The following is a 20,706-nucleotide window of genomic DNA, read 5'->3' on the forward strand; positions in this document are numbered from 1 at the left end:
GCCCATGGCAGACGTGGCGGGCATGTCTGCGCCGGTGGATCACGGCGATCACCGGCTGCGGGACGGGCTGGCGGCGGACGGGGTAGCGGTGCGGGGCTGGGGCTGGGCGGAGTGGCTGAACAGCGCGGCCGGCACCGCGCTTCGGCGGAGCGCCGCTGCGGTGCGGAAGCCGTCGCTGCCGAGAGCCGGACCGGCGAGGGTGCGAACAGCGGTCGGCACCGGACCAGTCGGTGCCACCGTGTGGCGCTCCTCCCAGCGCTGGACGGAGGTGTAGACCGGCCCGAGTGCCTGTCCGGCCTCGGTGAGGGTGTACGGGTCGCCGTGTCGGGTGCCGGTCCGCGTGACTAGGCCGTCCTCCTGGAGCCGGGCGAGCCGGGGAACGAGCAGCGCCTCGTAGACGTCGGCGGCCTCGGCGAGATGGGTGAAGCGCAGGCTCCCGTGCTCGGCCAGCAGTTGGACGACCGTGGTGGTGTGGCGCGGCTGCAGGCGACTCAGCGCGTCCTCGATCCGCTCGGACCTCCCCTGGGGGCTCCGGTCGACGTGCTCCGACGACCACTGCACCAAGGACCGGTACACGGGGCCGAGGGTGAGTGCCCGCTGGCTGAGGCGGTAGGGCGCGGTCCGGTCGAACTCGGCGTCCCGCCGGAGAAGGCCGGCCTCGTGCATGGTGGCCAGCCGCTTGCTCATGAAGGGCGCACCGACTGACGGGAGGTACGGCGCGAGGTCGCGAACCCGCATCTCCGGGCCGTACTTGGCGATGGTGTGGACGATTCCGGTGGTCCACTTCGGAGCGAGCTGACGCAGGGCGTCTTCGACGCGCTGCGCGTCATACCGGGCAGTCACGGTGGCGGTGTTGGTGGGCATGTCGATACTCCGGGTCAGTGGATGCGGGACGCACGGGTGGCGCGAGGTGCCGCAGGGGGCAGCACGGGCGCGTCGGATGGGTCGGGCGTGGTGCTGCGGGAGAGTGCGGCGGCTGCCCTCTGGTCGCCGGTGCGCGAGGCTTCCAGGGCTGCCTCGCCAGTCGGCGTGAGCGAGAGCAGACGCCCCGAACGGTCCAGGGGCACACTGGTGTCGGCGACGAGGAGGCCGTCTGCGATCAGCTCCTCGATGGTCTCCGCCCGGACCGCCGTGCCCTTGCCGCTGGCGTTGGCCAGGTAGTTGAAGTGGTACAGAATGTCTCGGCAGATCCGCAGGCCACCGCGGTCGACAGCCTCAAGTGCCTCTGAGGCCAGGAGCTTGTTCGGCTCACTGGCGAACGGGTCGTGGGGGTTCACTCGGTGGCCTCCATGCGGGTCAGCAGGGAGCGGACCAGGGTGGGGAGGCTGCCGGGACCGTCGCCGATCCGGACATCGCTGGCGGCCTCGTCGACGATGTACTGGGCGTCCTCGATCAGGCCGCTGCTGATCTCCATGCAGGCGTCGGTGATCGCGGCTGCGGCCCGCAGGGCGTCGGCGAGAACCTCGACGTAGGCGCTGGGCGTCATTCCGGCGGCGTCGGCGGCGGTGCGGATGGCGGCCAGTTCCAGGGCGCTGAAGGAGTAGTCGAAGCCCTCCTCGTCCTCCTTCAGGTCGGGGACGGCCTCCGTTCCGGGCACCAGCGCGGGGATGCCTGCGCGGGTGCAGATCGCGTCCACGGCGGTGGTGAGCTCTGCGAGAGACTCGGTCAGCCAGCCCAGCGCGGAGGCGTAGGAGGCAAGGGCGAACAGGCCGACGGGGGTGGCCGGCAGCGGTTCGTCGAGCAGGTCCTCCAGCCGGAAGTTCAGCTCCTCGACGACGCGGGGCCCGGCGGCGAGCGGCCCCAGGACCGGGTGGAGGTAAGAGCGGGTGGCCGGGGTGGGGTATTCGGCGGTGAGGATTCCGGCGACGTCCTGGGCGGCGGCGGTGAGCCAACCGGCGAGGGCGGAGCGGGTGGGCGTGGTGTCGGTGGTCATCATCGGGCCTTTCGGGCAGTGGTGGTGGGGGCGAAGCCGGGCGAGGCGGTCGTGTACGCGGTGCCAGCGGGGCCGCGGGTCTGCGGGGGACGCGCGGAGCGCGCACGGGCTGCCCGGACCCGCGCCTCCTGAGCCGCCCGGACGCTGGCCTCCTGGGCCGGGGCCATGCCCGGGTTGACGGTGAGCCCGGTGCGACCCAGCCGGTTCTGGGCGGAGCGGTAGACCGCGTAGTCGAGACGCGGGCCGGCGGCGACGAGGTAGACCTCGCGGGAGTGCTTCGACGTGGGCGGTGCCTCACGGAACTGCACGACCAGGCGGTGGGTGGCCCAGTCGCCGCCAGCCCCGAGGACGACCTTGTGGCAGCCCTCCAGGCGTCCGTCGAGGCGGCTGGCGACACGCTCGCCGTGCACCAGGTCCTGGAGGTGCAGCAGTGCCTGGTCCCTGATGGGCTCGGGCAGTTGGCGCAGGTCGGCGATGGCGTCGGGGTGCGCGGCGAAGGCGAACTTGGCGCGGCTCACAGTGACCTTCCGAGGGACTGCGGGGGGTTGACGGGGGTAGCAGGCGCGGCCGGGGCGGGGCCTGTCGGGCAGAGCGGAGCGGAGCGGGAGAGCGCTGCGCTGGTCCGCAGGGCCTCCGCGTCTATGCGGTACTCGGGCGCCTTGGGCAGCGGGCTGGAGCGCTGCTCCAGCCAGTTGTCGGCGGCGGCGTGGTCGGCGAACGCCCCTTCGTGCACCGTGTAGGTGTACTGGTCGGGCTGGAGCGTCTCCAGGAACAGCCGGACGGGCAGGTCCTTGTCCTGGCGGTCGACGGCGATGCTCCAGCCCTCAACATCGGATCCGTCGATGACCTGGTAGTCGACGACCTCAAGTCGCTCGCCCGAGCGCCGGATGCGGTCCTCGACCTGGATAGTCAGCTCGTCGGCGGCCCTGGGGACGTCGATGATCGGGGCGAGCGCGTCCGGAGGGCAGCCGCGGTTGACGAGCCAGCGCTGCGCGAACGCGAACGTTGCGTGCTCCGAGCGGTGCATGCTGAACGTGGCCTGGCCGCTGTCGCGAACGACATCGAAGGAGACGATGCTGGGCATGTTGGGGTAGCCCCAGGTGGCCGAGGCGTCGAAGGCGACGATGAAGCTGCGCTCTCCCACGTCGTGCTGGGAGATCGTCTTGAAGTCGCCGACCCAGGTGGAGTCGTACAGTTCGCCGGTGTGCTCGTCGGCGGGCTCCAGGCCGTCGAGCCGGAAGTCGACGGCCTTCATGCGGCGAGCCCCAGCTGATCGGGCGTGGTCAGCACGCGGTGGTTGGGCCGGGCCGGGCTGGTGGTGCACGCGGCGAACGGTCCGTCCGGGGCACGGAGCTGGAGGAGCGTGTGGTCGAGATGGTCACGGTGCCAGGTCGACGGGCCCGTGAGGCCGGCCTCGGTGTCGGTCAGCTGTTGCCACGCGAGCCAGAGCCCGTGGAGGCGGGCGACGGCCTCCTGGTGCTCGTACCAGCGCGCGCACCAGGGCCGGGTCGAGCCGATCTCCCGTCCATAGGTCGGCAGGAGCACGTGGGTGACCCAGTTGCCGAGGGCGGCCAGCTCGGCGGCGTACTCCGCGCCGCCCATGGCCAGGATGAACACCGACGCCGGTCCGTCGGCTTCGGCCTCGGCGGAGCCCGCCTCCGGCTCATCGTCGCCGAGGGCGGTGCTCAGGTCGGGCTCAGCACCGAGGCGGTCGAGGAGGACGCCGTGCTGGCGGACCTCGGCGATGGTCCGTGCGAGGGTGCTGGCGAGGTCGTCGAGGTCCTCGTCGGGAATGCGGATCGGCTCGGGCTCGGGGGAGCCCGTGGTCGTGGCGTCGGACATGGCACATCCAGGTGGTTCGGGCGGGCAGGGGACGCGGGGGAAGCCGAAGACGGTCTTCTGCGGCGGGTCAAGGGCGTGCTCCAGGGGTGCGGGTGGGAAGAGGATCCGCGGATTCGGCGGTTTGGTACGGCTGCCAATTCGTGCTAGGAGCAGACCGGTTGGGCGGTCCGGGCGACGAGCTGCGACCCGAGGGCGACGGCGTCAGCGAGGGTGTCCGCCAGGGGGTGGCCGGCGGCGGCGAGCTTGGCGGGGTGGTGGAGGCCGCCGGTGTGGAGGACCGCGTGCGCGCCGTTGGCGTGGGCGGCGTCGGCGTCGTCGAGGGCGTCGCCGACCAGCAGCACGCGGTGGCCCTGGTCGGCGAGGCCGAGAGCGTCGAGGTGGGCGGCCAGCGGGGCCGCCTTCGTGCCCCCGGACGCACCGGTACGTCCGTCGATGCGGTCGAAGAGGTGCCCGATCCCGGCCTCGTTCACCTCGGCCAGCAGGGTGTCGTGCGGGCAGAGGGACAGCAGCGACTGCGTGTGGCCGGCCTCGTGCAGCGCTGTCATCAGCTCGACGGCGCCGTCGCGGACCCGGACGGGCTGGGTGCGGAGGTGCTCCAGGAATGCGCCGTCGCTGTCCAGCCACTCCTGCTCGGTGATCTCGCGCCCGAGCAGCCGAGCGTAGAAGTTCGGGATCGGCACGGTGTGCTTGGCCCGGTAGGTCTCGCGGTCGACGAGGTCGCCGCCGAGGGCGGGCAGCGTTGCGTTCAGGGCGTTGACGTGGTCGTCGAGGTCGTCCTTGACCGTGCCGTTCCAGTCCCACACAACGTGCGTGGTGGGGAAGGGAGTTGTGGGGGTAGTGGTGTTCATGGTGGTTCTTTCGGCTGGAGCGGGATGGTCAGGCGGAGAGCAGGTGGTTGAAGCGGCGGAGCAGCCAGAGCGCGGCGCTGGCCCCGGCGAGCGGGACGAGGGCGACGAGCAGCGGGCCGCCAGTGCTGGCGAGGGAGGCGAGGCCGGTGCCGGCGGCCTGGCCGACGCCGATGCAGGCGATGAGCCAGGCGAACGCCTCGGTCGATTCGGCGTCGGGAGCGAGGCGGTCGACGGTCAGGAAGCTCGCGGTCAGCAGCGGGGCGAGGAAGGTGCCGGGCAGGACGGCGCCGAGCGCGGCGATGGCGGGCACCGGGTCGGGCAGCAGCACCATCCACCCGGCGGCGAAGCCGATCGAGGCGGCCACCAGGTGCCGGGCCGGGGCGCCGGGCCATGCTCGGCGGCCGTAGGCCAGGCCGCCGAGCATGCTGCCGACGGACATCGCGGCGGGCATCACTCCGGACAGCCATCCGGCGTGGTGGCGCTCGGCAGAGGCGAGGGCGAGCACGTTCACTGCGCCCAGGGCGACGCCGGTCCCGGTGAGAGCGGCGAACAGGACCCGCAGACCCGGCACACGAAGCGGCCCCAAACGGTCTGCCCGCTCGGCCGTGGTGTCCGGCCTCCACCTTGCGGAGGGCTTACTCGTGATCACCAGGCCGGTGCCGAGCAGGCCGAGCGCCGCGGTCGCCGCCAGTGCAGTAGGGGCTCCGGCGCCGGCAGCGAAGCCGGTTGCCAGCAGTGGGCCGACCACGAACACCAGGCCCTGCGTGCTGCTGTCGAGCGCAAGCGCGGCACGCTGGCGGTCAGGGTCGGGAAGGACGTGCGGCCACAGCGCCCTAAGGCCGGCCTCCAGCGGCGGAGTCGCGAGGCCGGCCACCAGGACGGTCAGCGCGCCGAGCACCGGGTGCCGGGTCGGGCCGGTGCACGGAAACAGCAGGAAGGCCGCGCTCGCGGCCGGGGCTGCGGTGTAGAGGACCACGGTCTGGCCGTAGCGGTCGACCAGGCGGCCGAGCATCGGCTGGCCGATCGCGGCGGCCAAGCCGTACAGCGCACCGAGTAGTCCGGCCAGGGCGAGCGAGCCGTGCTCGGCTCGCACCAGCAGCAGGATCGCGACCGGGGCCATGCCGGTGGGCAGGCGTCCGATCAGGGTGCCTGCGAGGAGGCGGGCGACGTGCGGGGCGCCCAGGACAGCCCGGTAGCTGCTGTCCTGGGCCCGGCCGGAGACGGCGGGGGTGGTGCTCAAGGGGAGTCCTTCGGTCGTGCGGTCGGCGGCGCGCGGGCGGGTGCCCGGCGGGCCGGGGCATGCGCAGGCATGGCAGCCCTCTCGGTTCGTGCGGCTGCCGGGAGAAGAGTCCGGAGAATCCGCGATTTGGTACGGCCGGGAAAAGCAGGTAGAAGCCCCTACCGAACCCGGCACATCGGGCAGTGGGACATCGGTGGCCCCAGCAACTCCAGAGCCCTGGCAGCCTGTTGCGGGACAACGCCATTGCCGAGAGCGGTGAGCTGCGCGGGTCGGCCGAGCCCGGGGGTGGCGGTCACCCAGCCGGCCGGAAGCCCTTGCATCCATTCCACGAACTCGGCCCGCAGCCGTCCGCCTTCGTCGGTGGCCGGCGGCGCGGGGCGGGTGAGGGTCTCCCATCGGGCGATGGCGGAGGCGTACTGTCCCCACCGTCCATGGTCTGCTCCGACGGCGGGTTCGCCCAGAGCGGCAGGACCACCGCCGACAGCGGCGGTCGCCAGCCCTTCCCAGGCCGCCGCCCTGGGGTGCCCGTGTCGGAGGCCCTCGGTGTCGGCAGCAAAGAGGCGGCTGCCGAAGGAAGGGTCAGGTCCCCGTTCCCGTGCCGCTGGTTCGGCGACCCCTTGATCCCGTCGCTGGCCTTCGGCGTCGGCAAAAGCCACTCCACCTCGTCGGCCAAGTTCGGGCCGTGGCCGCCGCTCTTGCGCTTGGCCGGGTGCTGGCTGCCGCCGTTCTTGGCGATGTTGCTGGTCGGCGTCTTCAGCACCGTGGTCGGCGGGCCAGGCAGTGAGGAAGACCCGGGCCCGGTGGTGGGGGGCTCCGACGTCGGAGGCGCGAAGAACGATCCACCGCGCGTCGTACCGGAGCTGGGCCAGGGTGCCGAGTACGGCGCCAAGTGCCCGCAGAGGAGGGAGGGTTGCGTCGTCTCCCAAACACCACGGGCAGGGTTCCAGGTCGCCAGCGGAACCTGGGGAGGTGAGGAGTCCTCGTACATTCTCGACCACCAGGAGGCAGGGGCGGAGGACTTCGACCGCGCGGGCAACGTGCAGCCAAAGCCCTGATCGGGTCTGCGAGTTGAGGCCGACTCGACGGCCCGCGACCGAGACGTCTTTGACAGGGGAAACCGGCTGTGAGGACCCCGACCCGCGGAACGTTCGCCCAGTCCACCGCCGTGACATCACCGAGGTTCGGCACGCCGGGCCAGTGCCTGGCCAGGATCGCGGACGGGCCGGGCTCGATCTCGGCGTGCCAGGCGAGCTGGCCGCCGAGCACGCTCTGGACGCCGAGGTCGAGCCCGCCGTACCCGCTGCACAGACTCCCGATCAGCGGTCCGGGCGGGAACTGCGGTATCGAGACCGTCATCGCCGGCCTCGTATGGTGGCCGAGGCCGCGACGGGGGCTGCCTGGTGGACGGCCGGGGCGGAGACCGGGGCTGCGGTGGTCGCGGTCGGCGGCGCCCCGGAGGGCGAGGGAGCCGGAGAGCGGGCGAGGGCGGCCTGCCTGAGCTGGACCGACGGCGGGGAGATGGCAGAGGCCGCCGTTCGAAGAGTCTTGGCCGCCTCGGCGAGGTCGTCGCGTGCCGTCTCGACGGCGAACTCGACGGTCTCGCCGGCGATCGTGTGGGCGTTCTCGTACGCAGGCTCACCGCGCTTGCTGGCCGTGTGGGCGACGAAGGCGAGCTGCTGGGCGACCGTGCCGAGGGCGGAGGCCGCCTGGGCGACGCTGCCGATCGCGTTGGCGAACGCCTCGGCCGCGAGCACGGTGTGCTCCTGTGGTGCGGACACCTCTGCGCGGAACAGGTACTCGTCGCCCATCTCGACGATGGAGCCGCCGAGTTCGGTGATCTGGCGGCCCACAGCGATGGGGTCGGGCAGGCGGAACGGGGCGTGCACCTTGGGCAACTTGTCACGCTGGGCGTCGAGTGCCGTTGCTGTGGCGTGTAGCAGCAGGGTCGCCGACATAGGGCTGTTCACGGGGTGCTCCGCGGGTGGAAGGAGGGAGAAGTGCGGCGGTGTGGTGCGGTGCCCGACCAGGCAAGGGGAGCTGTCGACGGGGCGGCCTTCGCGGTCGCTGGCCGTGGGGAGCTGCGGGCCAGCGCCGCGTGCACCCGGGCCGCAGGATCGGAGGGTTCCGCCGGGCCGGCCTTATCGGTGCCTGGAGAAGGGTGCGCGCTGGTCGTGCGCCAGCGGGCGCGCACCTCGTCGAGCGGGCCGAGGGCATGCAGGGCCTGGCCGATGAGACGGCCGGGTGCCATGGCCTCGTTCTCGGCCAAGGACCTGATCGTGCTGGCGGCCCCGGCGGCGGTGCGGACGACCGAGGAGCGGATGACCCGGTCGCCCAGCCACTCGGCCGAGCCTGCTCCCGGCCCGCCGAAGACGCTGTCGAGCTGCTCGTGCGAGAGGGTGCCGTTGGTCAGCAGGCCGCGCCGCTGGATCTCCCACAGGGCGGTGACCTCGTCGATCGGCTCGCCCCGGTGGTGGAGGGCCCCCAGACACCGGTAGACCTGGCCGTTGCCGGGCTCGGCGAAGTCGCCAGGCCGCAGCCAGTCGTAGACCTCGGCCATCGCCGCGGGCTGGCTGACGAGGACGGCCAGCAGGAACTGCTCGTCCTCGGCCTGCGCGGGTGTGACGGGCGACGGCGTCGCCTGCGCGAGTCCCGCAGCGGTGGGTGCCGGAGCGAGTGGCCGGGGCTCGGTGCCCCAGCGGCGGGCGAGATCGCCGAGCACACCCGCCAGGACGTCGGCGTGGTGCAACACGCCGTCGACCTGCTGCTGCTCGGCATCGACCCGGGCGACGTGTTCGAGGCGAACAGCGTGCTCCGTCACCGTCCGGTGGATGGCGCCTTCGAGCACCATCCGGCCGTAGACCGGCGCGTTCTTCGGACGCGGGCACGCGGCGATCAGGGTGTGCGCGTACGAGGCGCTCAGCCCGCGCACGTGGTGGCCGGCCTCGGTGACGGTTCCCGTCAGCCAGGACATCGGCACCGTGCCGTCCGCCTCCCGGGTAGGCCGCTCCTTGGCGTTGATCGTCCGCATCGCGGCGAAGAGGGCCTGGTGGGCCGGTCGGTAGAAGTCGGCCGGCGTCAGCCAGGACAGCCTGTCGAGCTGGGCCGGGTCGAGCAGGACCGCGCCGAGGACGGCCTGCTCGCCCTTGAGCAGGGCGTCCATCACGGGCCCTCCTTCCGGGCCGCTGCCCGCTCGTCTTGGATCCGGGCGACCTCGCGGTCGGCGGCGGCCATGGCGGCGGCGAAGCGGTCCAGTTCACCGGTGAAACTCGGGTCGGTTGCCAGGATCGACCCGGTACTGGTGACGAGCCACCACTGGCCGCCCCTACGGACGACCGGAGAGCCGGCCAGCCGCTCGGAGCGGGGGACACGAGACGAAGAAGTGCTTTCGAACATGGTCAACTCCAGGACTCGACAGGGGGGTTTAAGCAGCGAGCGCGAGGTCGCCTACTGCGGGAGCACCAGACCGGCAGGACCACGGGGAGCAGCCGTCGGCCTCGCCGTTCTCCAGCTCGGCGTCGGCGATGGCGTCGAAGATGTCGCCCTGGCGGCCCGACCACTCATGCGCGGTGACTCGGTCGACCGGTGCCTCGTCGAGCGGGCGGCGGCTGCGGTGCAGGTATGCCTGGCCGAGCAGTGGGGAGCCCTCGGCGGTCGCCCTGGCGTTGCCCGCCCGGATCGCGTGGTCGAAAGCGACGACGTCCTTCCACTCCTCGGGCGAACCGTCCCGCAGTGCCCGCCACTGGGCATTGCCGTGGTACGGGCACCCCAGGCAGCTGCTCTTCGGGGTCGATCCGAAGCCCCGCGAGCGCAGCAGCCGCAGGCAGTCCGAGCGGGAGAAGCCCTGCTCGATCAGGGGGAAACGGTTCTTCATGTAGGCGACGTCGGCGTCCTTCGCCCGGTGGAACTCGTCGACGCTGATGCCGATCCACTGCTCGACGAACACCCCGGGCGGGATCCGCTGCGGGTGCGGGTAGCCGAGCAGCTCCCGGACCTTCTCCTTGATCGGCCGGATCTTGTACTGACCCGTGCACTGCCTACGTGACATGCCCTCGCCGCCATCGGGGTTGAGGATGTGCAGCGGCATCGAGGCGAAGCGCTTGGCCGGGTCGAGGGCGTCGTCGCGGATGTTGCCGGAGGAGACCCGCAGGATCGGGATCCCGGCCGGTCCGGCGATCTCCCGCTCAAGCCGGTCGAGGTGCTTGTAGACGGCTCGGGGCTCCCAGCCGGTGTCGGCGAAGACCGCCAGGTCGAGACCGGGCAGGTGGCCCTCGGCGGCCAGGAGCAGCAGGACAGAACTCTGGACTCCGGCCCCGAGCGAGAGCACTCGAAGCGCGGGCTCGTCGGGTGCGGACACCCGGAGGCCGTTGGCGGGAGGCGGGGTGGTGACGGGCATCGGGGGAGGACCTTCGGTGAGGGAGGGGAGGGTCAGCGGCGGGCGGCGGATGGTGGCGCCGGGCGTGCGGGCGGCCGTGGAACGGTCGGGGCGGGAGATCGTCCGGGGAGGGCGCCGCTGGGCGAGGCGGCGGTGGCCGCGTGGACCCTGGCCTCGTCCGGTGCGGACCGGCTGCCGTTGCGCAGTGCTTCGGCGGTTTCGGCGAAGCGACGCTGCGAGGCTTCACGGCCCGACGGCGGTGCCCAGCGGGCGGCGTTGGCGGCGAGTGCTGGTGCGAGTGCGCCGACCTCGTTGGCGGTGGCCGAGCCGCGGGCGAGCAGCCTGTTCTGTGCTGACCACAGGTCCAGGGACCAGCTCCCGTCGTCCAGCAGGCCCGCTTGCACACGGGCAGCCCCGGGGGCGTTCTGGTAGACCCATGTGCCGCGTCGCACGTGGCGCCAACTCGGCCCGGCGAACGCAGGATCGGGCTCCGTGTCCTTGGACAGGCGGTCGGGCCACCGGCTGGTGGTGCGCCGGGTGCTCACGACGCCAGCCCGAAGTTGTCGCGGTCAGCGGTGGCCTTGGCGAGGGCGCGCTCGGTGATGGCCTTGGTGGCGCGCGATGAAGCCGGGCCGATCTCCTTGGCGGAGCGCTCCTTGTACCAGGGCTTGAGGTCGAGCATCGCCACCCGCATGCCGGTGGCGAACAGAAGGATCTTGCCCTTGGGCAGCGCGCGGATGGCGTCCGGCGGCAGGATGCGCTCGGTGCGCATCGACACGGAGGTGGACTTGCCGCCGTCGCTCGTCGACACCGAGGTGGTCTGGACGTCGTGCTCGCCGATCTGTCGGGACAGCTTGTCCGCGAAGTCGGCGTCGTCGATGCCGCTGCCGATCACCTTGACGGTGGCGGCGGACCAGAGGGCGTCCATGCCGGCCTCTCCCCAGCAGCGCTGGCCCTGCCGGTAGCTCTGCAGGATGGTCATCGGGATGACGCCCCGGCTGCCAAGGTGGGAGTAGAGGTCCGGGAGGTCGCTGATGCGGCAGACGTTGGCGGCCTCGTCGAGGACGCACAGCGCGGGCGGGTCGAGGCGTCCGCCGGAGCGCTCTGCGACGATCACGGCCGCCCGCATCACCGCGTCGGCTGCCGCCGCGATGATCGCGCTGGCGCTGCCCCCGCCGTCCTTGCTCAGCAGGTACAAGGTGTCGCGGGAGGTGGCGAAGTCGAACGGCTTGAACTCCGGCAGGCCAGGCGTCGGGGTGACCCACGCGGCGATCTCCGGGTCCAGCAGGCAGCTGGCGTACTGCCTGGCCGTTTCGTAGATGCCGTCCCTGGTCTCCGTCGCGCCGGAGACAGTGCCCTGGAGCTGGGCGGAGACGGCGTGGTGGCCGGCATCGGCGAGGAGGTCGACCGGGGTGCGGTCGGCCGGAGAGGCCAACCAGGCAAGGACGTCAGTGATCGGGCGGCGGTGGCTGGAGGCGGCGAGGAAGAGGGCGCCGAGCGTGTTGCTCGCCGCGGTCGACCAGAAGTCCGAGCCGCTGGACTCGTCCACGGACGCGGTGACGAAATGCCCAGCGAGTCGCTTCGCGCCGGCGAGGTCGCGGGCGTCCGCCAAGATGTCCCACCACATCTCGCGGGGGTGATGGGCGATCTGCTGCGGATCGAGCGTCCAGACGGTGCCCACCTTCGACCGGGCGTCCACCGTGGTGGTGTAGGCGTCGTTCGCCGCCTTGTTCGAGGTGAGCAGGACAGGACCGGGTGCGGCGAGAATCGCCGGGATCGCCAGTCCGGAGGTCTTACCGGAGCGCGGCGCCATGATCGCGACGAGGACGTCCTCCCAGGAAGCACGGACCTCGGCCTTGCCGGGGGAGAGCGTGCCGACCAGGATGCCCCGGTCGTTCGGCTCGACCTCTTTTACACTCCCGGTCGTTCAGGCTCGGGCGCAGGCTGCGGGCCTTCGCGGTGACTTCCTTGTCCAGCAGCGGGGCGAGGTCGGCCTTGCGGGCGAGTCCGGTCTTCGCGCCGCCGCGCCAGCGCATCCACAGCACCAGGCCCGTGATCGTCAGGACGATGGTGAGCAGGCCGGGGATGACGCGGGCGCCGACCAGCAGTGCGGTGGCGCTCAGGTGCGGCCACAGCACGTCGGGGTGGAGCAGGGCGTCGGTGGCCCGGAACGGGGCCCACGGGCCGCTGCCGACGAAGTAGTTGGCGAGGTTGCCGGTCACCCAGGCGAGGGAGCCGAAAGCCAGGGCGGCGCCGAGGACGCCGAAGAGGAGGTAGAGGAGCGCGTCGGACCCGGACGTGGTCGACGGCGCGCTGGTACGCGGGGCAGGCAAGGGAGTTCCTGGTGTGTGCGAGCGGGCAGGGGCGGGGCGCGCTCGGCTCTCGTACGGTTCACGGGCCTGCTCCTTGCGGATCTAGAGGGAACGTTTCAGCTGGTGGCGGCCGGAGGCGGGACAGCGGACGGCTGGTCGGCGGACACGTTGTCGTGGAGGTCGAGGAGGTTCTCGCCGATGAAGCCGTAGACCGAGGTGATGGTGTCCAGACGCCGGGAGATGCTGAGGAACTGGTCGGCGATGGCTCCGGCCTCCTCGGTGTCGAAGGCGGCCAGCTTGTGCGCGGCGGTCCGCGCGAAGTTCTCGACGGCGACCAGGACGCCCTCGCCCTCGTTGAAGATCGTGTCGGCGATGCGCGCAATGTCGGCAACGTCCTCGCAGCGGTACAGGGAGTCGGAGAGCTCCTCGATATCGGCTTCGAGGGACTCGGTAGGGCTGAGCCGGTAGGTGAACCGCTCGGCGTGGCCGTGGATCGTCTTCAGCTCGGGCGGCATCGTCGTCACGTACCGGGCGGCGCTGAGCATGTGGTTGGCGTAGGCGAGCGCCTGGCGTGTCGGTTCGAGCCCCAGATCGGCGGGAAGGGAAGGGAATTCGTAGGGGATGTCGGCGTCGCCGGTGAAGCCGGCATGGGCGAGGAGTTCGGCGACCAGGCCGGGGTTGAAGTCGGCGTCGGCAGTGATGTTGCCCTGGGAGTCCCGCGTGAACGTGACCACGGGTGCGGGGGTGAGTGCGGAGTACATGGAGCTTTCCTGTTCGGAAGGGGGTCGGGAGTCGGGTAGGACTCAGCGAGTGCGGCCGGGAGTCTGCCCGCCGACGTGGGGGGAAGGCGCTGCGGCCGGTGCAGTGGGTCGGACGCCGGACGGGGCGGGGGAATTGGGCGATCCGGCGATGGCGGCCTGCCGCCGCTTCGCCTCGGGGTCGTTCGCGGGACGGCCGGCCCCCATCACGTCGTGCAGCAGTTCCCGGGTCCGCAGGACCTGGACGAAGTCGTGGTTCCGGGAGGCGCTCACTTCCTCGGGAAGCGAGGCGATGCCGTCGACAGCGGCCTCCAGATCCTCTTGGACCTGGGACAGCATCCGGTGGGCGGAGGCCAGTCGGGTCCACACCTCGAAGGCGGGGTTGCTGTGCGGCGCGTCGAAGTCGAGCCGGGCCCTGGCCCAGTCGGCGGACGCGGCGACCAGCTCGGTGAGCTGCGGCAGCGGACCGACGAGGGCGCTGGTCGTCTCCTCGACGATCCCGGCGACGTCCTGCGGGCCGGCCGTCACTTCGAGCCGGGAGATCATGCCCGGCATCGAGTAGGGGTCGGCGGCGGGCGGAGGGAAGTACCGGACCTGGAGGGGCGGGTCGGGATCCGGTCCGTGCGCGAGGCGGATGTTGTGCCGCATCGCGGCCCCGATCGCCTCACCGATCGACGGGTAGTGCTCAGGCATCGCGCCAACTCCACTGAGAGGTACGGGGGGTGGTCACCGCGTGCGGACCGGCGTCCGGGGTCCCGCAACGGACGGCGGTGCGGTTGCGGTCGCCGCGGTGGCGTTCACACCGCGGGCGGCGACGGCCGGTGAGGTGGCGCGGGCCGCGCGGACTGCGGCTGAGTAGGAGGCGGACGCCCGACGGTCGGCGGCACCTGCCGTGTGGGACTTGGCGCGCTGCACCTCGTCGACAGCCCCGGCCAGTTCGGCCTGGGCAGCGACGAGGTGGTCGGAGGCGACGCCGAACCGGTCCGAGAGTGCGTACTGCTCGGGGTCGAGGTCAGTGATCTGCTCGGACGCGATCTCCATGGCTTCCTGAAGGCGGACGAGCGCTCCGTCGTCCGGGTCGAGCAGGTTGTCGAGCACGCCGGCAAGTTCGTCGAACTCGGTGGCGGCGCGGAGCTGGTCGGTGAGGTGGAGAAGCTGCTGCCCTGCGGTGTTGAGCGGCTCGATGTCGAGCTGGGGGTCGAGGTCGACGTCGTACCGGGCGGCGCGCAGCATCTCTGCCGCGTGGGTGGCGATGGCGGCGCTGTCGGGGCGGGCGGTGGAGCTGGGAAGCCGGTGGCGGCGGCCGTGCCAGTCCTCGATCTGCTTGAACCCTGCGTGCTTGAGCAGGGCGGCGGACAGGTCGTCGCTGGAGCCCTTGGCGACGACGCTGCCGCTCGGTTCGAGGCTGATGGCGATCACGGGTGTGGGCATGCGGTAGTCCTTGGCAGTGGTGAAGGAGGGCGCCGACCGGTTGAGGTGGCCGAGGTCGGCGGCGATGCGGTGGCATTCGGCCTGCGCGTGGAAGGCGTCCCGGTAGGTGCCGTGGACACCGCCGTCCTCGCGGACGACGGTGGCGACGATGTGCACCGAGCGGTCGAGGGTTCGGATCGCGGCCCACCGGCAGCCGTTCGGATCGTCTGCGGGGGCGAGTCCGGTCGCGGTGACCAGACGGCGGGCGACGTGGGCCCACTGGGCGTCGGTCAGGTCCGGGTGGCGCGGGTCGGAGCGCACGGAGCACATCCACACCGGGCGCTCGGGTGCCCGGGAGCCGATCCTGGTGGCCGGGGCATCCAGGACGCCGCCGCCGAGGACTTCCTGCGGGTCGCCGAAGAGGGGGAGCTGTTTGCCTGCTCCGCGGTAGTCGGCATCGATCAGCCGGGGCCGCAAGCGGTAGCGCGGGTCATCGTGCCCGTAGAGGGCGGGAATCAGCGCGGCCGTGGTGGTGGCGCGCTGCAGGTGGGCGATCACGGCGTCCCCTCTCGGACGGGCGGCGGGGCCCGGCGGGCGGGCTGGCAAGGAGAGGATCCGCAGATCCGGCGGTTTGGCCCGGCCGGAGATCGGTGGTAGGAGCTGGCGGCCGGAGCAGCCTGGTGTCGGCGTGGCGATGCCGTGCTGTGGCCGGTGCCCTGCGCCGGGGCAGGGCACCGGCACGTCACACGAAGGGGTTCTCGGTCGGCCGGTCTGCGTCCACTGCTGCGTCCAGCAATTCCTCCAGGTCGCGGGGCTCGGACGCGCGCTGGTCGATCCACCAGCCGGCGCGTGTGACCGTACGGGCCCGCTCCTCGATCTGCTCCCAGTCGGTCTCGGGCAGGCCGTCCTCCAGGACGAGGACCGTGTAGGCGGCGGCAAGGAGCTGGTGGCGGCAGCGCACGCCCCAGGCCCGGCCCTTGTCGGTGCCCTCCAGCGGCGGCATCCGGTACTGCTCGGACCAGGCGTCCGACTCCGCCTGCTCGGCGGCGCGCTTCGCCTCCAGCCAGGCGGCCTTGTCGGTTTCGTCTCCGTCCTTCGCTGCCCGCCAGCAGTCGGTGCAGTCCTGCTTGGCGAGCCAGTCGGCGAACCCGGCGCGGCGGTCGGCCGGGCGGTCACCGAGGTCACGCTCGCGCTCGTGCCCGCACGAGTGCGAGATCTTCCATACCTTCTTCACTGCCATCTCGGGTCCTTCGTCTGGTTAGGGGGCGGTCTGGGGTCAGCGGGCACGGGCGAAGGCAACTCGCGGATCTGCTGCAGTAGGTGGCGGGCCCGACGGAACAGCGGCCTTCGCGGTGGTCACCGAGCGGGCCGCCGGGCTCTTGGCGAGCGCGGCCTCGTCGACGCGGAACCTGCGTGTGGTGAACGCCTCGCTGGCCGGGGCCCTGCGGGCGGCGACGGAGTCGGCGAGCTGCGGATGCATCGCCACCTGGTAGTCGCCCCGCTGCAACGCCACCGTGGTCCTGGCCACCGCGTCGAGGGACTGCGCCCGGGTGGCGGCCGGCGGGGCGAGGTGGATGTCCAGCTCGCGGTGGTGGCGCCAGCCGTCGGTCTCCAGGAAGACGGCCGGACTGAGCGGCTGGTTGCCGCCGACGGCGGCGACGATGCCCAGCCGCGGGTGTTCTGCGAAGGCGACGTCAGGGCCCGTGTCCACTTCGTGGGCCGGTGGTTGGAGGGGCGCGTCGATCCGCGTCCGCGCTGTTTCGGTGGCGTTCGTGGGCGCGAGGGCCAGGTCGGTGTCGACGCGGTAGCCGGCCCCGTTGAGGAGCTTGGCGGCCCAGGCCGCGCGTTCGGTCGGTTCGCGGTGCTGGTCGGTCAGCGCGTACAGGCTCGGATGGCCGGGGACGGGCTGGAACTCGAGCCGCTCCAGGAACCACTGGGCGGCGGCCGACTGCGTGGGCAGGGCCGCGACGATGCCGTGATCGGGGTGGCGGCCGAGGGCGACGTGGGGCAGGAGGTCGGGTGAATCGGCAGACATGAGGGAACTCCGCTTCGGGGCACGGGCGGTGGTCGGTTGACGGGGCGCGGTCTGCTGGTACGAGGCATGTGGTGCTCCTTCCGGGCGGTCGTGGTCAGCGGCGGGGCCCGGCCGGGCGCACAGCGGCGGCAGCCGCAGCCAGGGCGGGCTCGGCGGGGTGGCCCGTGAGGGTGCGGGTTGCCGTAGGGGAGGCGGCGAGGGCGGCGGCAACCCTGGCCTCGTCGGAGGCCGTCGCGCAGACGGGCGGGGGTGCTGACCGGGAGCGGCCGGGATGGGGGGCGTGCCGGTCGGCGAGGTCGCCGCGCATCGCTCGGACCTCCCGCACGTAGCCCCCGACGTGCTCGGAGATGTAGCGCAGGCGCGCGGCGTAGTGCGGATCAGCGGCGCCGCCGAGGCCCTCCCACCACTCGGCGGTCTGGTCGAGGACACCGATCACCTGGTCGAGGACGCCGTCGCCGGGGGCGGTCAGCTCGCTGAGCGCCTCGACGACCTCCCGCGTGTGGCCAGCCTCGGCGATCGCCCGGCCGACCGAGGGCAGCGAGACCCCAGGCGGGTTGCGCGGGGCTGCGGTGGGTCGCGGATCCACAGGGCGCAGGTCAGCGGGGAAGGCGTAGCCGTACCCCTCGTCGCGCAGGAGGTCGAGAGCCCGGCCGAGCGCTGCCTGCCGTTCGCCGGGATCAGCCATGCCAGCGGGCAGCCGGTGGTAGCTGTCGCGGAAGCGGACGACGGGGACGAAGCCAGCCCGGTGCAGTAGCGACTCGGCGCGCTGCTGCAGCGCCGCCGCCTGCTCCCGTGTCGCGACGCCCAACTCGTCGAGGCGGGCGTCGACCCCGGCCAGCAGGTGCGGAACGCTCCCCGCGTTGAACTGCGCCGGGCCGCCGGCCTGGCTGTCGTAGACGATCTCGAACAGGTCGGGGTCGTCGGGGTTCGAGCGCGTCACCAGCCAGCCCGGGGGAGTGTCGTCCGGGTAGTCGGACTGCTCCGGCGAGATCGTCAGATGGCTGCCGTCGGGAAGTTCCGCGTTGACGATGTAGTCGTCGAGGCCGAAGTCCACGGTGCAGTCGAGTCCCCGCTGTTCGAGCGGGACGGTGATGTCGGCGTAGCGCTGGCGGTTGGCGGTGTCTCCGGGCTTGTCCGGGGTGAAGGGCCCGAAGACGCGGGCGTTGATGGCTCCGCCCGTGTCGCTGAACAGCACGGTTACGCAGTCGGGATCCACGGGCTCTCCTTCGAGAGGGCGGCCAGGCGGAGCGCCGGGGCCGGCGGGAGGTGAGGGGACGACGACGAGGATGCGGAGATCCGCCGGTTTGGCGGGGCCGTGATCCGGTGGTAGCGCCGGTCAGGGCGACCGGCGGCGTCCGGGCGAGGCCGCAGCGATCGGCGGCTGGCTCCGGGGCATCGGGGCCGGCCCTCGCGCGCCCTCCCGGGCGGCGGCGGCCTGAGCCACTGAGGTGGGCGCGGGCCGAGGCGGACGCGAGGGGGACCGGCTGACAGCGGCGGCCAGCCGGTTGCTCCGGGAGGCAAGTTCACGGCCGAGGCTGTCGTTGACGAGGTGCAGCTCCTCGCCGAGGTCAGCGACTCGGTCCGCCAGAGTTTCCAACTCGGCCCCGTACTGACGCGCGTCGTGGTTCCGGCACCAATCCGCGGCGGTGCTGAGCAGCTCGTGGAGCTGGTCGACCGCGCCGAAGCTGCTGCTGACGAGTTGGCCGAACAGGCTCGGGAACTCCGCCTCGTCGGCGGCAGCCAGACGGCGGGTGGCGCGGTCGAGGCTCTCCGGCGAAGACGCCTGCACCCGGGAAGAGGACGGGCGGTAGAGCGGCGAAGCGTTGTCGGGGAGATGGGCCGGATCGCTCGCCAGCTCGCCGGGCCTGCGACGGCTCCCCTCGTACACCCAGTAGCTCAGGTTGCTCATGATGGTGAAGTCCCTGCCCAAGTCGGTTGGCGGTTGGAATCGTTGCCTGCGGCGCCGTGGCCGCATAGGGCGCGAACGGTCAGCGGGTGCGGCGCACTGCCGGTGCGGTGGCCGGGGCAGCGGGGGCCGTCTCGGCCCCGGCACCATGGCGTCCGCCGGTGCTGCGGGCGAGGGCGACGGTGGTCCGCTGTCGGTCGGCCCCGGCCGGGGTGTCAGGCAGGGCCTTCCCGTCCCGGCTGAACTCCATCTCGACGTAGCCCAGAGGCACGGGGCGGGTGAGCCGTTCCTCCGGAGCCGGGCGGAAGACACCGGTGGTGTGCAACCACCCGTTCCTGTCCGAGCCCTCCTCGGTGAGGATCAGATCCCAGTTGGCGTCGTGGCCGCTGCCCCTGGCGATGCGCTGGGCGGCCATCAGGGACTCGAAGGCGGTGAAGTCCTCCTCCGTCAGCTCGGAGTGGTCGGTATAGACGATGCGCGGGCGTCCGGTGTGCGACACTGGTCCTCAACTCGGCTTATGTGATGGATAGTTGACCTAGGCGGTCATGCGGAAGTCGGTGTCGTAGAGACGGCGCTCGCGCTGGTGGAGGAGGTGCTGCACGATGAAGCTGAGGCCCGCCACCTTCCACAGGCCACGCCCGCGGGGCAGGGCGGCGATGGCCTGGGCTTCGACGCCGGTGAGGCCGAGCAGGACCATGGACGCCGCGATCTGGTCCGGCTCCTGCCGGTAGATGATCCGGGTGCTGCAGTCCGCGAGGAGGCCCTCAGCCAGGACCCGGCCGCGCGATCCGGCGTCCCCTGCGGACAGAAGGTCGGAAAGCCGGTGCAGGATCAGCAGGTTGGCGATGCCGAGGCCGCGCGACAGCTTCCACTGCTGCTGCATGCGCTCCAAGAGGCCGACATGCCGCATGATCCGCCACGCCTCGTCGTAGATCACCCAGCGCCTCCCGGCGTCGGGGTCGGCGAGTGCGGACTCCATCCACGCGCTCGCGCACGTCATGGCCAACACCAAGGCCGTGTCGTCGCCGCTGGAGCCCAGGCGCGACAGGTCGATCGACAGCATCGGCGCGTCCGGGTCGAAGCTGACGGTCGACGGCGCGTCGAACATGCCGCTGAGGTCACCGTGGACGAGGCGGCGCAGGGCGTGCGCCAGGTCGTCGACAGACCGGCCGAGGCCGCCGGCCTCGTCGCCGAGGGCGGCGTCCAGGCGCTCGGGGCGGCCGAGGGCGTGGGCGATATCACCCAGCAGCGGCACTGTGCCCGCCGCCTCGGCTTCGGCGACGACCAGGTCGAGCGCGACATCGAGACCGGTGTGCTCCATCGGCAGCAGATCGCGCTTGAGCACGGTGGCCGCGAGGCTCGCCAGCAGCAGGAGGCGCCGCTTACGAACCTCACTGGTCCAGTCCTCCTCGCTCACCCCGGCAGGCCGCGCCGGTGCGTCCAGCGGGTTCAACTTCCCGGGCAGGCCGGGGCCGAGCGCGATGGTCTGGCCGCCGAGGGCCTCGGCGAGAGCGGACCACTCACCCTTCGGGTCGGACGGGATGTAGATCTTGTACCCGTGGGCGATGGCCCGGGTGGCGATCGACTTGGCCAGCGCCGACTTGCCCATGCCGATCACCCCGCACAAAACCGCATTCGGGTTGGTGAAGCCCTCTATTCGGCCGGAGTTGTACAGGGCGAACGGGTCGTAGCAGAAGCTGCCCTCGGCGTGGAGGTCCCGGCCGATGAAGATCCCCTCGGAGCCGAGTCCGGCCTCGGCGAGGAACGGATACGCGCCGCCCGCGACGGCGGTGGTCATCCGGTGCTTGGGCAGGCGGAGCTTTCCGCCGCGTGCCGAGGCGCGTCCGGGCCGGCCGGAGGCGGGATAGGTGGCCTGCAGTTCGGGGTCGACGCCCTCGAACTCCTTTCGCTCCGAGGGGGCTTCGGCGCGGCGGGCCTTGGTCCGGGCCTCGGCGAACTCGGCCCGTGCGGCGCGCTGTTGGGCGCGGGAGGTCTTGCGGGGGACGAACAGGGGGCTGGCGGTGGCGCGGTTCCTGGGCATGATCACGGA

Annotated in this window: 23 protein-coding genes and 2 pseudogenes; all 25 read right to left on the reverse strand. The window is 72.3% G+C overall.

What is annotated here, in order from left to right:
• Positions 1–48: 48 nt before the first annotated feature.
• The 25 genes and pseudogenes from BS80_RS23135 to BS80_RS23260 all read right to left on the reverse strand — a co-directional run bounded on the left by BS80_RS23135 (position 49) and on the right by BS80_RS23260 (position 20,697).
• A complete protein-coding gene (locus BS80_RS23135) occupies positions 49–864 on the reverse strand; it encodes a winged helix-turn-helix transcriptional regulator (RefSeq protein ID WP_035800232.1) in 816 nt (271 codons plus the stop codon).
• Between the two features lie 14 nt (positions 865–878).
• Positions 879–1,277 carry a hypothetical protein gene (locus BS80_RS23140; RefSeq protein ID WP_051966942.1) on the reverse strand — a complete coding sequence of 133 codons (399 nt, stop codon included), beginning with the start codon at positions 1,275–1,277 and terminating at the stop codon, positions 879–881.
• Complete coding sequence (locus tag BS80_RS23145) at positions 1,274–1,933, reverse strand: hypothetical protein (RefSeq protein WP_035800233.1); 660 nt, start codon at positions 1,931–1,933, stop codon at positions 1,274–1,276. Before BS80_RS23145 ends, BS80_RS23140 begins: the two co-directional genes overlap by 4 nt.
• The gene (locus BS80_RS23150) at positions 1,933–2,451 is read right to left on the reverse strand and encodes a hypothetical protein (RefSeq protein WP_063772036.1); all 519 of its coding nucleotides are present in this window, start codon (positions 2,449–2,451) and stop codon (positions 1,933–1,935) included. Before BS80_RS23150 ends, BS80_RS23145 begins: the two co-directional genes overlap by 1 nt.
• Positions 2,448–3,188 (reverse strand): hypothetical protein, encoded by a 741-nt coding sequence (locus BS80_RS23155; RefSeq protein ID WP_051966943.1) that lies wholly within the window; start codon positions 3,186–3,188, stop codon positions 2,448–2,450. The genes BS80_RS23150 and BS80_RS23155 overlap by 4 nt, the downstream gene beginning before the upstream one ends.
• On the reverse strand, positions 3,185–3,775 hold the full coding sequence (locus BS80_RS23160) for a DUF4913 domain-containing protein (RefSeq protein ID WP_035800234.1): 591 nt from the start codon (positions 3,773–3,775) through the stop codon (positions 3,185–3,187). Before BS80_RS23160 ends, BS80_RS23155 begins: the two co-directional genes overlap by 4 nt.
• 143 nt (positions 3,776–3,918) lie before the next feature.
• Positions 3,919–4,623 carry an HAD family hydrolase gene (locus BS80_RS23165; RefSeq protein ID WP_063772037.1) on the reverse strand — a complete coding sequence of 235 codons (705 nt, stop codon included), beginning with the start codon at positions 4,621–4,623 and terminating at the stop codon, positions 3,919–3,921.
• Between the two features lie 28 nt (positions 4,624–4,651).
• Positions 4,652–5,863 (reverse strand): MFS transporter, encoded by a 1,212-nt coding sequence (locus BS80_RS23170; RefSeq protein WP_051966944.1) that lies wholly within the window; start codon positions 5,861–5,863, stop codon positions 4,652–4,654.
• 158 nt (positions 5,864–6,021) lie between these two features.
• Entirely contained in the window at positions 6,022–7,035 is a 1,014-nt protein-coding gene (locus BS80_RS39605; protein ID WP_232246582.1) for a DNA cytosine methyltransferase, read from the reverse strand.
• Positions 7,028–7,219 (reverse strand): annotated as a pseudogene (locus BS80_RS43005) (DNA cytosine methyltransferase); the annotation flags it as partial. The gene BS80_RS39605 and the pseudogene BS80_RS43005, both read right to left, overlap by 8 nt.
• Entirely contained in the window at positions 7,216–7,830 is a 615-nt protein-coding gene (locus tag BS80_RS23185; protein ID WP_157536515.1) for a hypothetical protein, read from the reverse strand. The pseudogene BS80_RS43005 and the gene BS80_RS23185, both read right to left, overlap by 4 nt.
• Entirely contained in the window at positions 7,827–9,023 is a 1,197-nt protein-coding gene (locus BS80_RS23190; protein WP_051966945.1) for a DnaB-like helicase N-terminal domain-containing protein, read from the reverse strand. Before BS80_RS23190 ends, BS80_RS23185 begins: the two co-directional genes overlap by 4 nt.
• Entirely contained in the window at positions 9,023–9,256 is a 234-nt protein-coding gene (locus tag BS80_RS39610) for a hypothetical protein (RefSeq protein WP_035800240.1), read from the reverse strand. The genes BS80_RS23190 and BS80_RS39610 overlap by 1 nt, the downstream gene beginning before the upstream one ends.
• A 28-nt stretch (positions 9,257–9,284) precedes the next feature.
• Positions 9,285–10,151, reverse strand: coding sequence for an adenine nucleotide alpha hydrolase family protein (locus BS80_RS23200; RefSeq protein WP_035802562.1), 867 nt, complete (start codon positions 10,149–10,151; stop codon positions 9,285–9,287).
• Positions 10,152–10,288: 137 nt separating this feature from the next.
• Complete coding sequence (locus BS80_RS41000) at positions 10,289–10,687, reverse strand: hypothetical protein (RefSeq protein WP_198045585.1); 399 nt, start codon at positions 10,685–10,687, stop codon at positions 10,289–10,291.
• 89 nt (positions 10,688–10,776) lie between these two features.
• A pseudogene (locus tag BS80_RS23205) lies at positions 10,777–12,568 on the reverse strand (type IV secretory system conjugative DNA transfer family protein).
• A gap of 95 nt (positions 12,569–12,663) precedes the next feature.
• Complete coding sequence (locus BS80_RS23215; protein ID WP_035800249.1) at positions 12,664–13,308, reverse strand: hypothetical protein; 645 nt, start codon at positions 13,306–13,308, stop codon at positions 12,664–12,666.
• A 42-nt stretch (positions 13,309–13,350) separates the two neighbouring features.
• Positions 13,351–13,998 carry a hypothetical protein gene (locus BS80_RS23220; RefSeq protein WP_051966946.1) on the reverse strand — a complete coding sequence of 216 codons (648 nt, stop codon included), beginning with the start codon at positions 13,996–13,998 and terminating at the stop codon, positions 13,351–13,353.
• A gap of 33 nt (positions 13,999–14,031) precedes the next feature.
• Positions 14,032–15,273 (reverse strand): hypothetical protein, encoded by a 1,242-nt coding sequence (locus tag BS80_RS43010; protein WP_232246583.1) that lies wholly within the window; start codon positions 15,271–15,273, stop codon positions 14,032–14,034.
• A gap of 184 nt (positions 15,274–15,457) precedes the next feature.
• Positions 15,458–15,955 carry a hypothetical protein gene (locus BS80_RS23230; RefSeq protein WP_035800251.1) on the reverse strand — a complete coding sequence of 166 codons (498 nt, stop codon included), beginning with the start codon at positions 15,953–15,955 and terminating at the stop codon, positions 15,458–15,460.
• 36 nt (positions 15,956–15,991) lie between these two features.
• The gene (locus BS80_RS23235) at positions 15,992–16,750 is read right to left on the reverse strand and encodes a hypothetical protein (protein WP_035800253.1); all 759 of its coding nucleotides are present in this window, start codon (positions 16,748–16,750) and stop codon (positions 15,992–15,994) included.
• A gap of 94 nt (positions 16,751–16,844) precedes the next feature.
• Complete coding sequence (locus tag BS80_RS37990) at positions 16,845–17,966, reverse strand: hypothetical protein (protein ID WP_157536518.1); 1,122 nt, start codon at positions 17,964–17,966, stop codon at positions 16,845–16,847.
• A 120-nt stretch (positions 17,967–18,086) separates the two neighbouring features.
• Positions 18,087–18,659 carry a hypothetical protein gene (locus tag BS80_RS41005; protein ID WP_157536520.1) on the reverse strand — a complete coding sequence of 191 codons (573 nt, stop codon included), beginning with the start codon at positions 18,657–18,659 and terminating at the stop codon, positions 18,087–18,089.
• 79 nt (positions 18,660–18,738) lie between these two features.
• Entirely contained in the window at positions 18,739–19,155 is a 417-nt protein-coding gene (locus tag BS80_RS23255) for a hypothetical protein (protein WP_035800257.1), read from the reverse strand.
• A gap of 36 nt (positions 19,156–19,191) precedes the next feature.
• The gene (locus tag BS80_RS23260; protein WP_035800259.1) at positions 19,192–20,697 is read right to left on the reverse strand and encodes an ATP-binding protein; all 1,506 of its coding nucleotides are present in this window, start codon (positions 20,695–20,697) and stop codon (positions 19,192–19,194) included.
• Between the last annotated feature and the right edge of the window lie 9 nt (positions 20,698–20,706).

This window comes from Kitasatospora mediocidica KCTC 9733 (assembly GCF_000744225.1).
Classification (GTDB): domain Bacteria; phylum Actinomycetota; class Actinomycetes; order Streptomycetales; family Streptomycetaceae; genus Kitasatospora; species Kitasatospora mediocidica.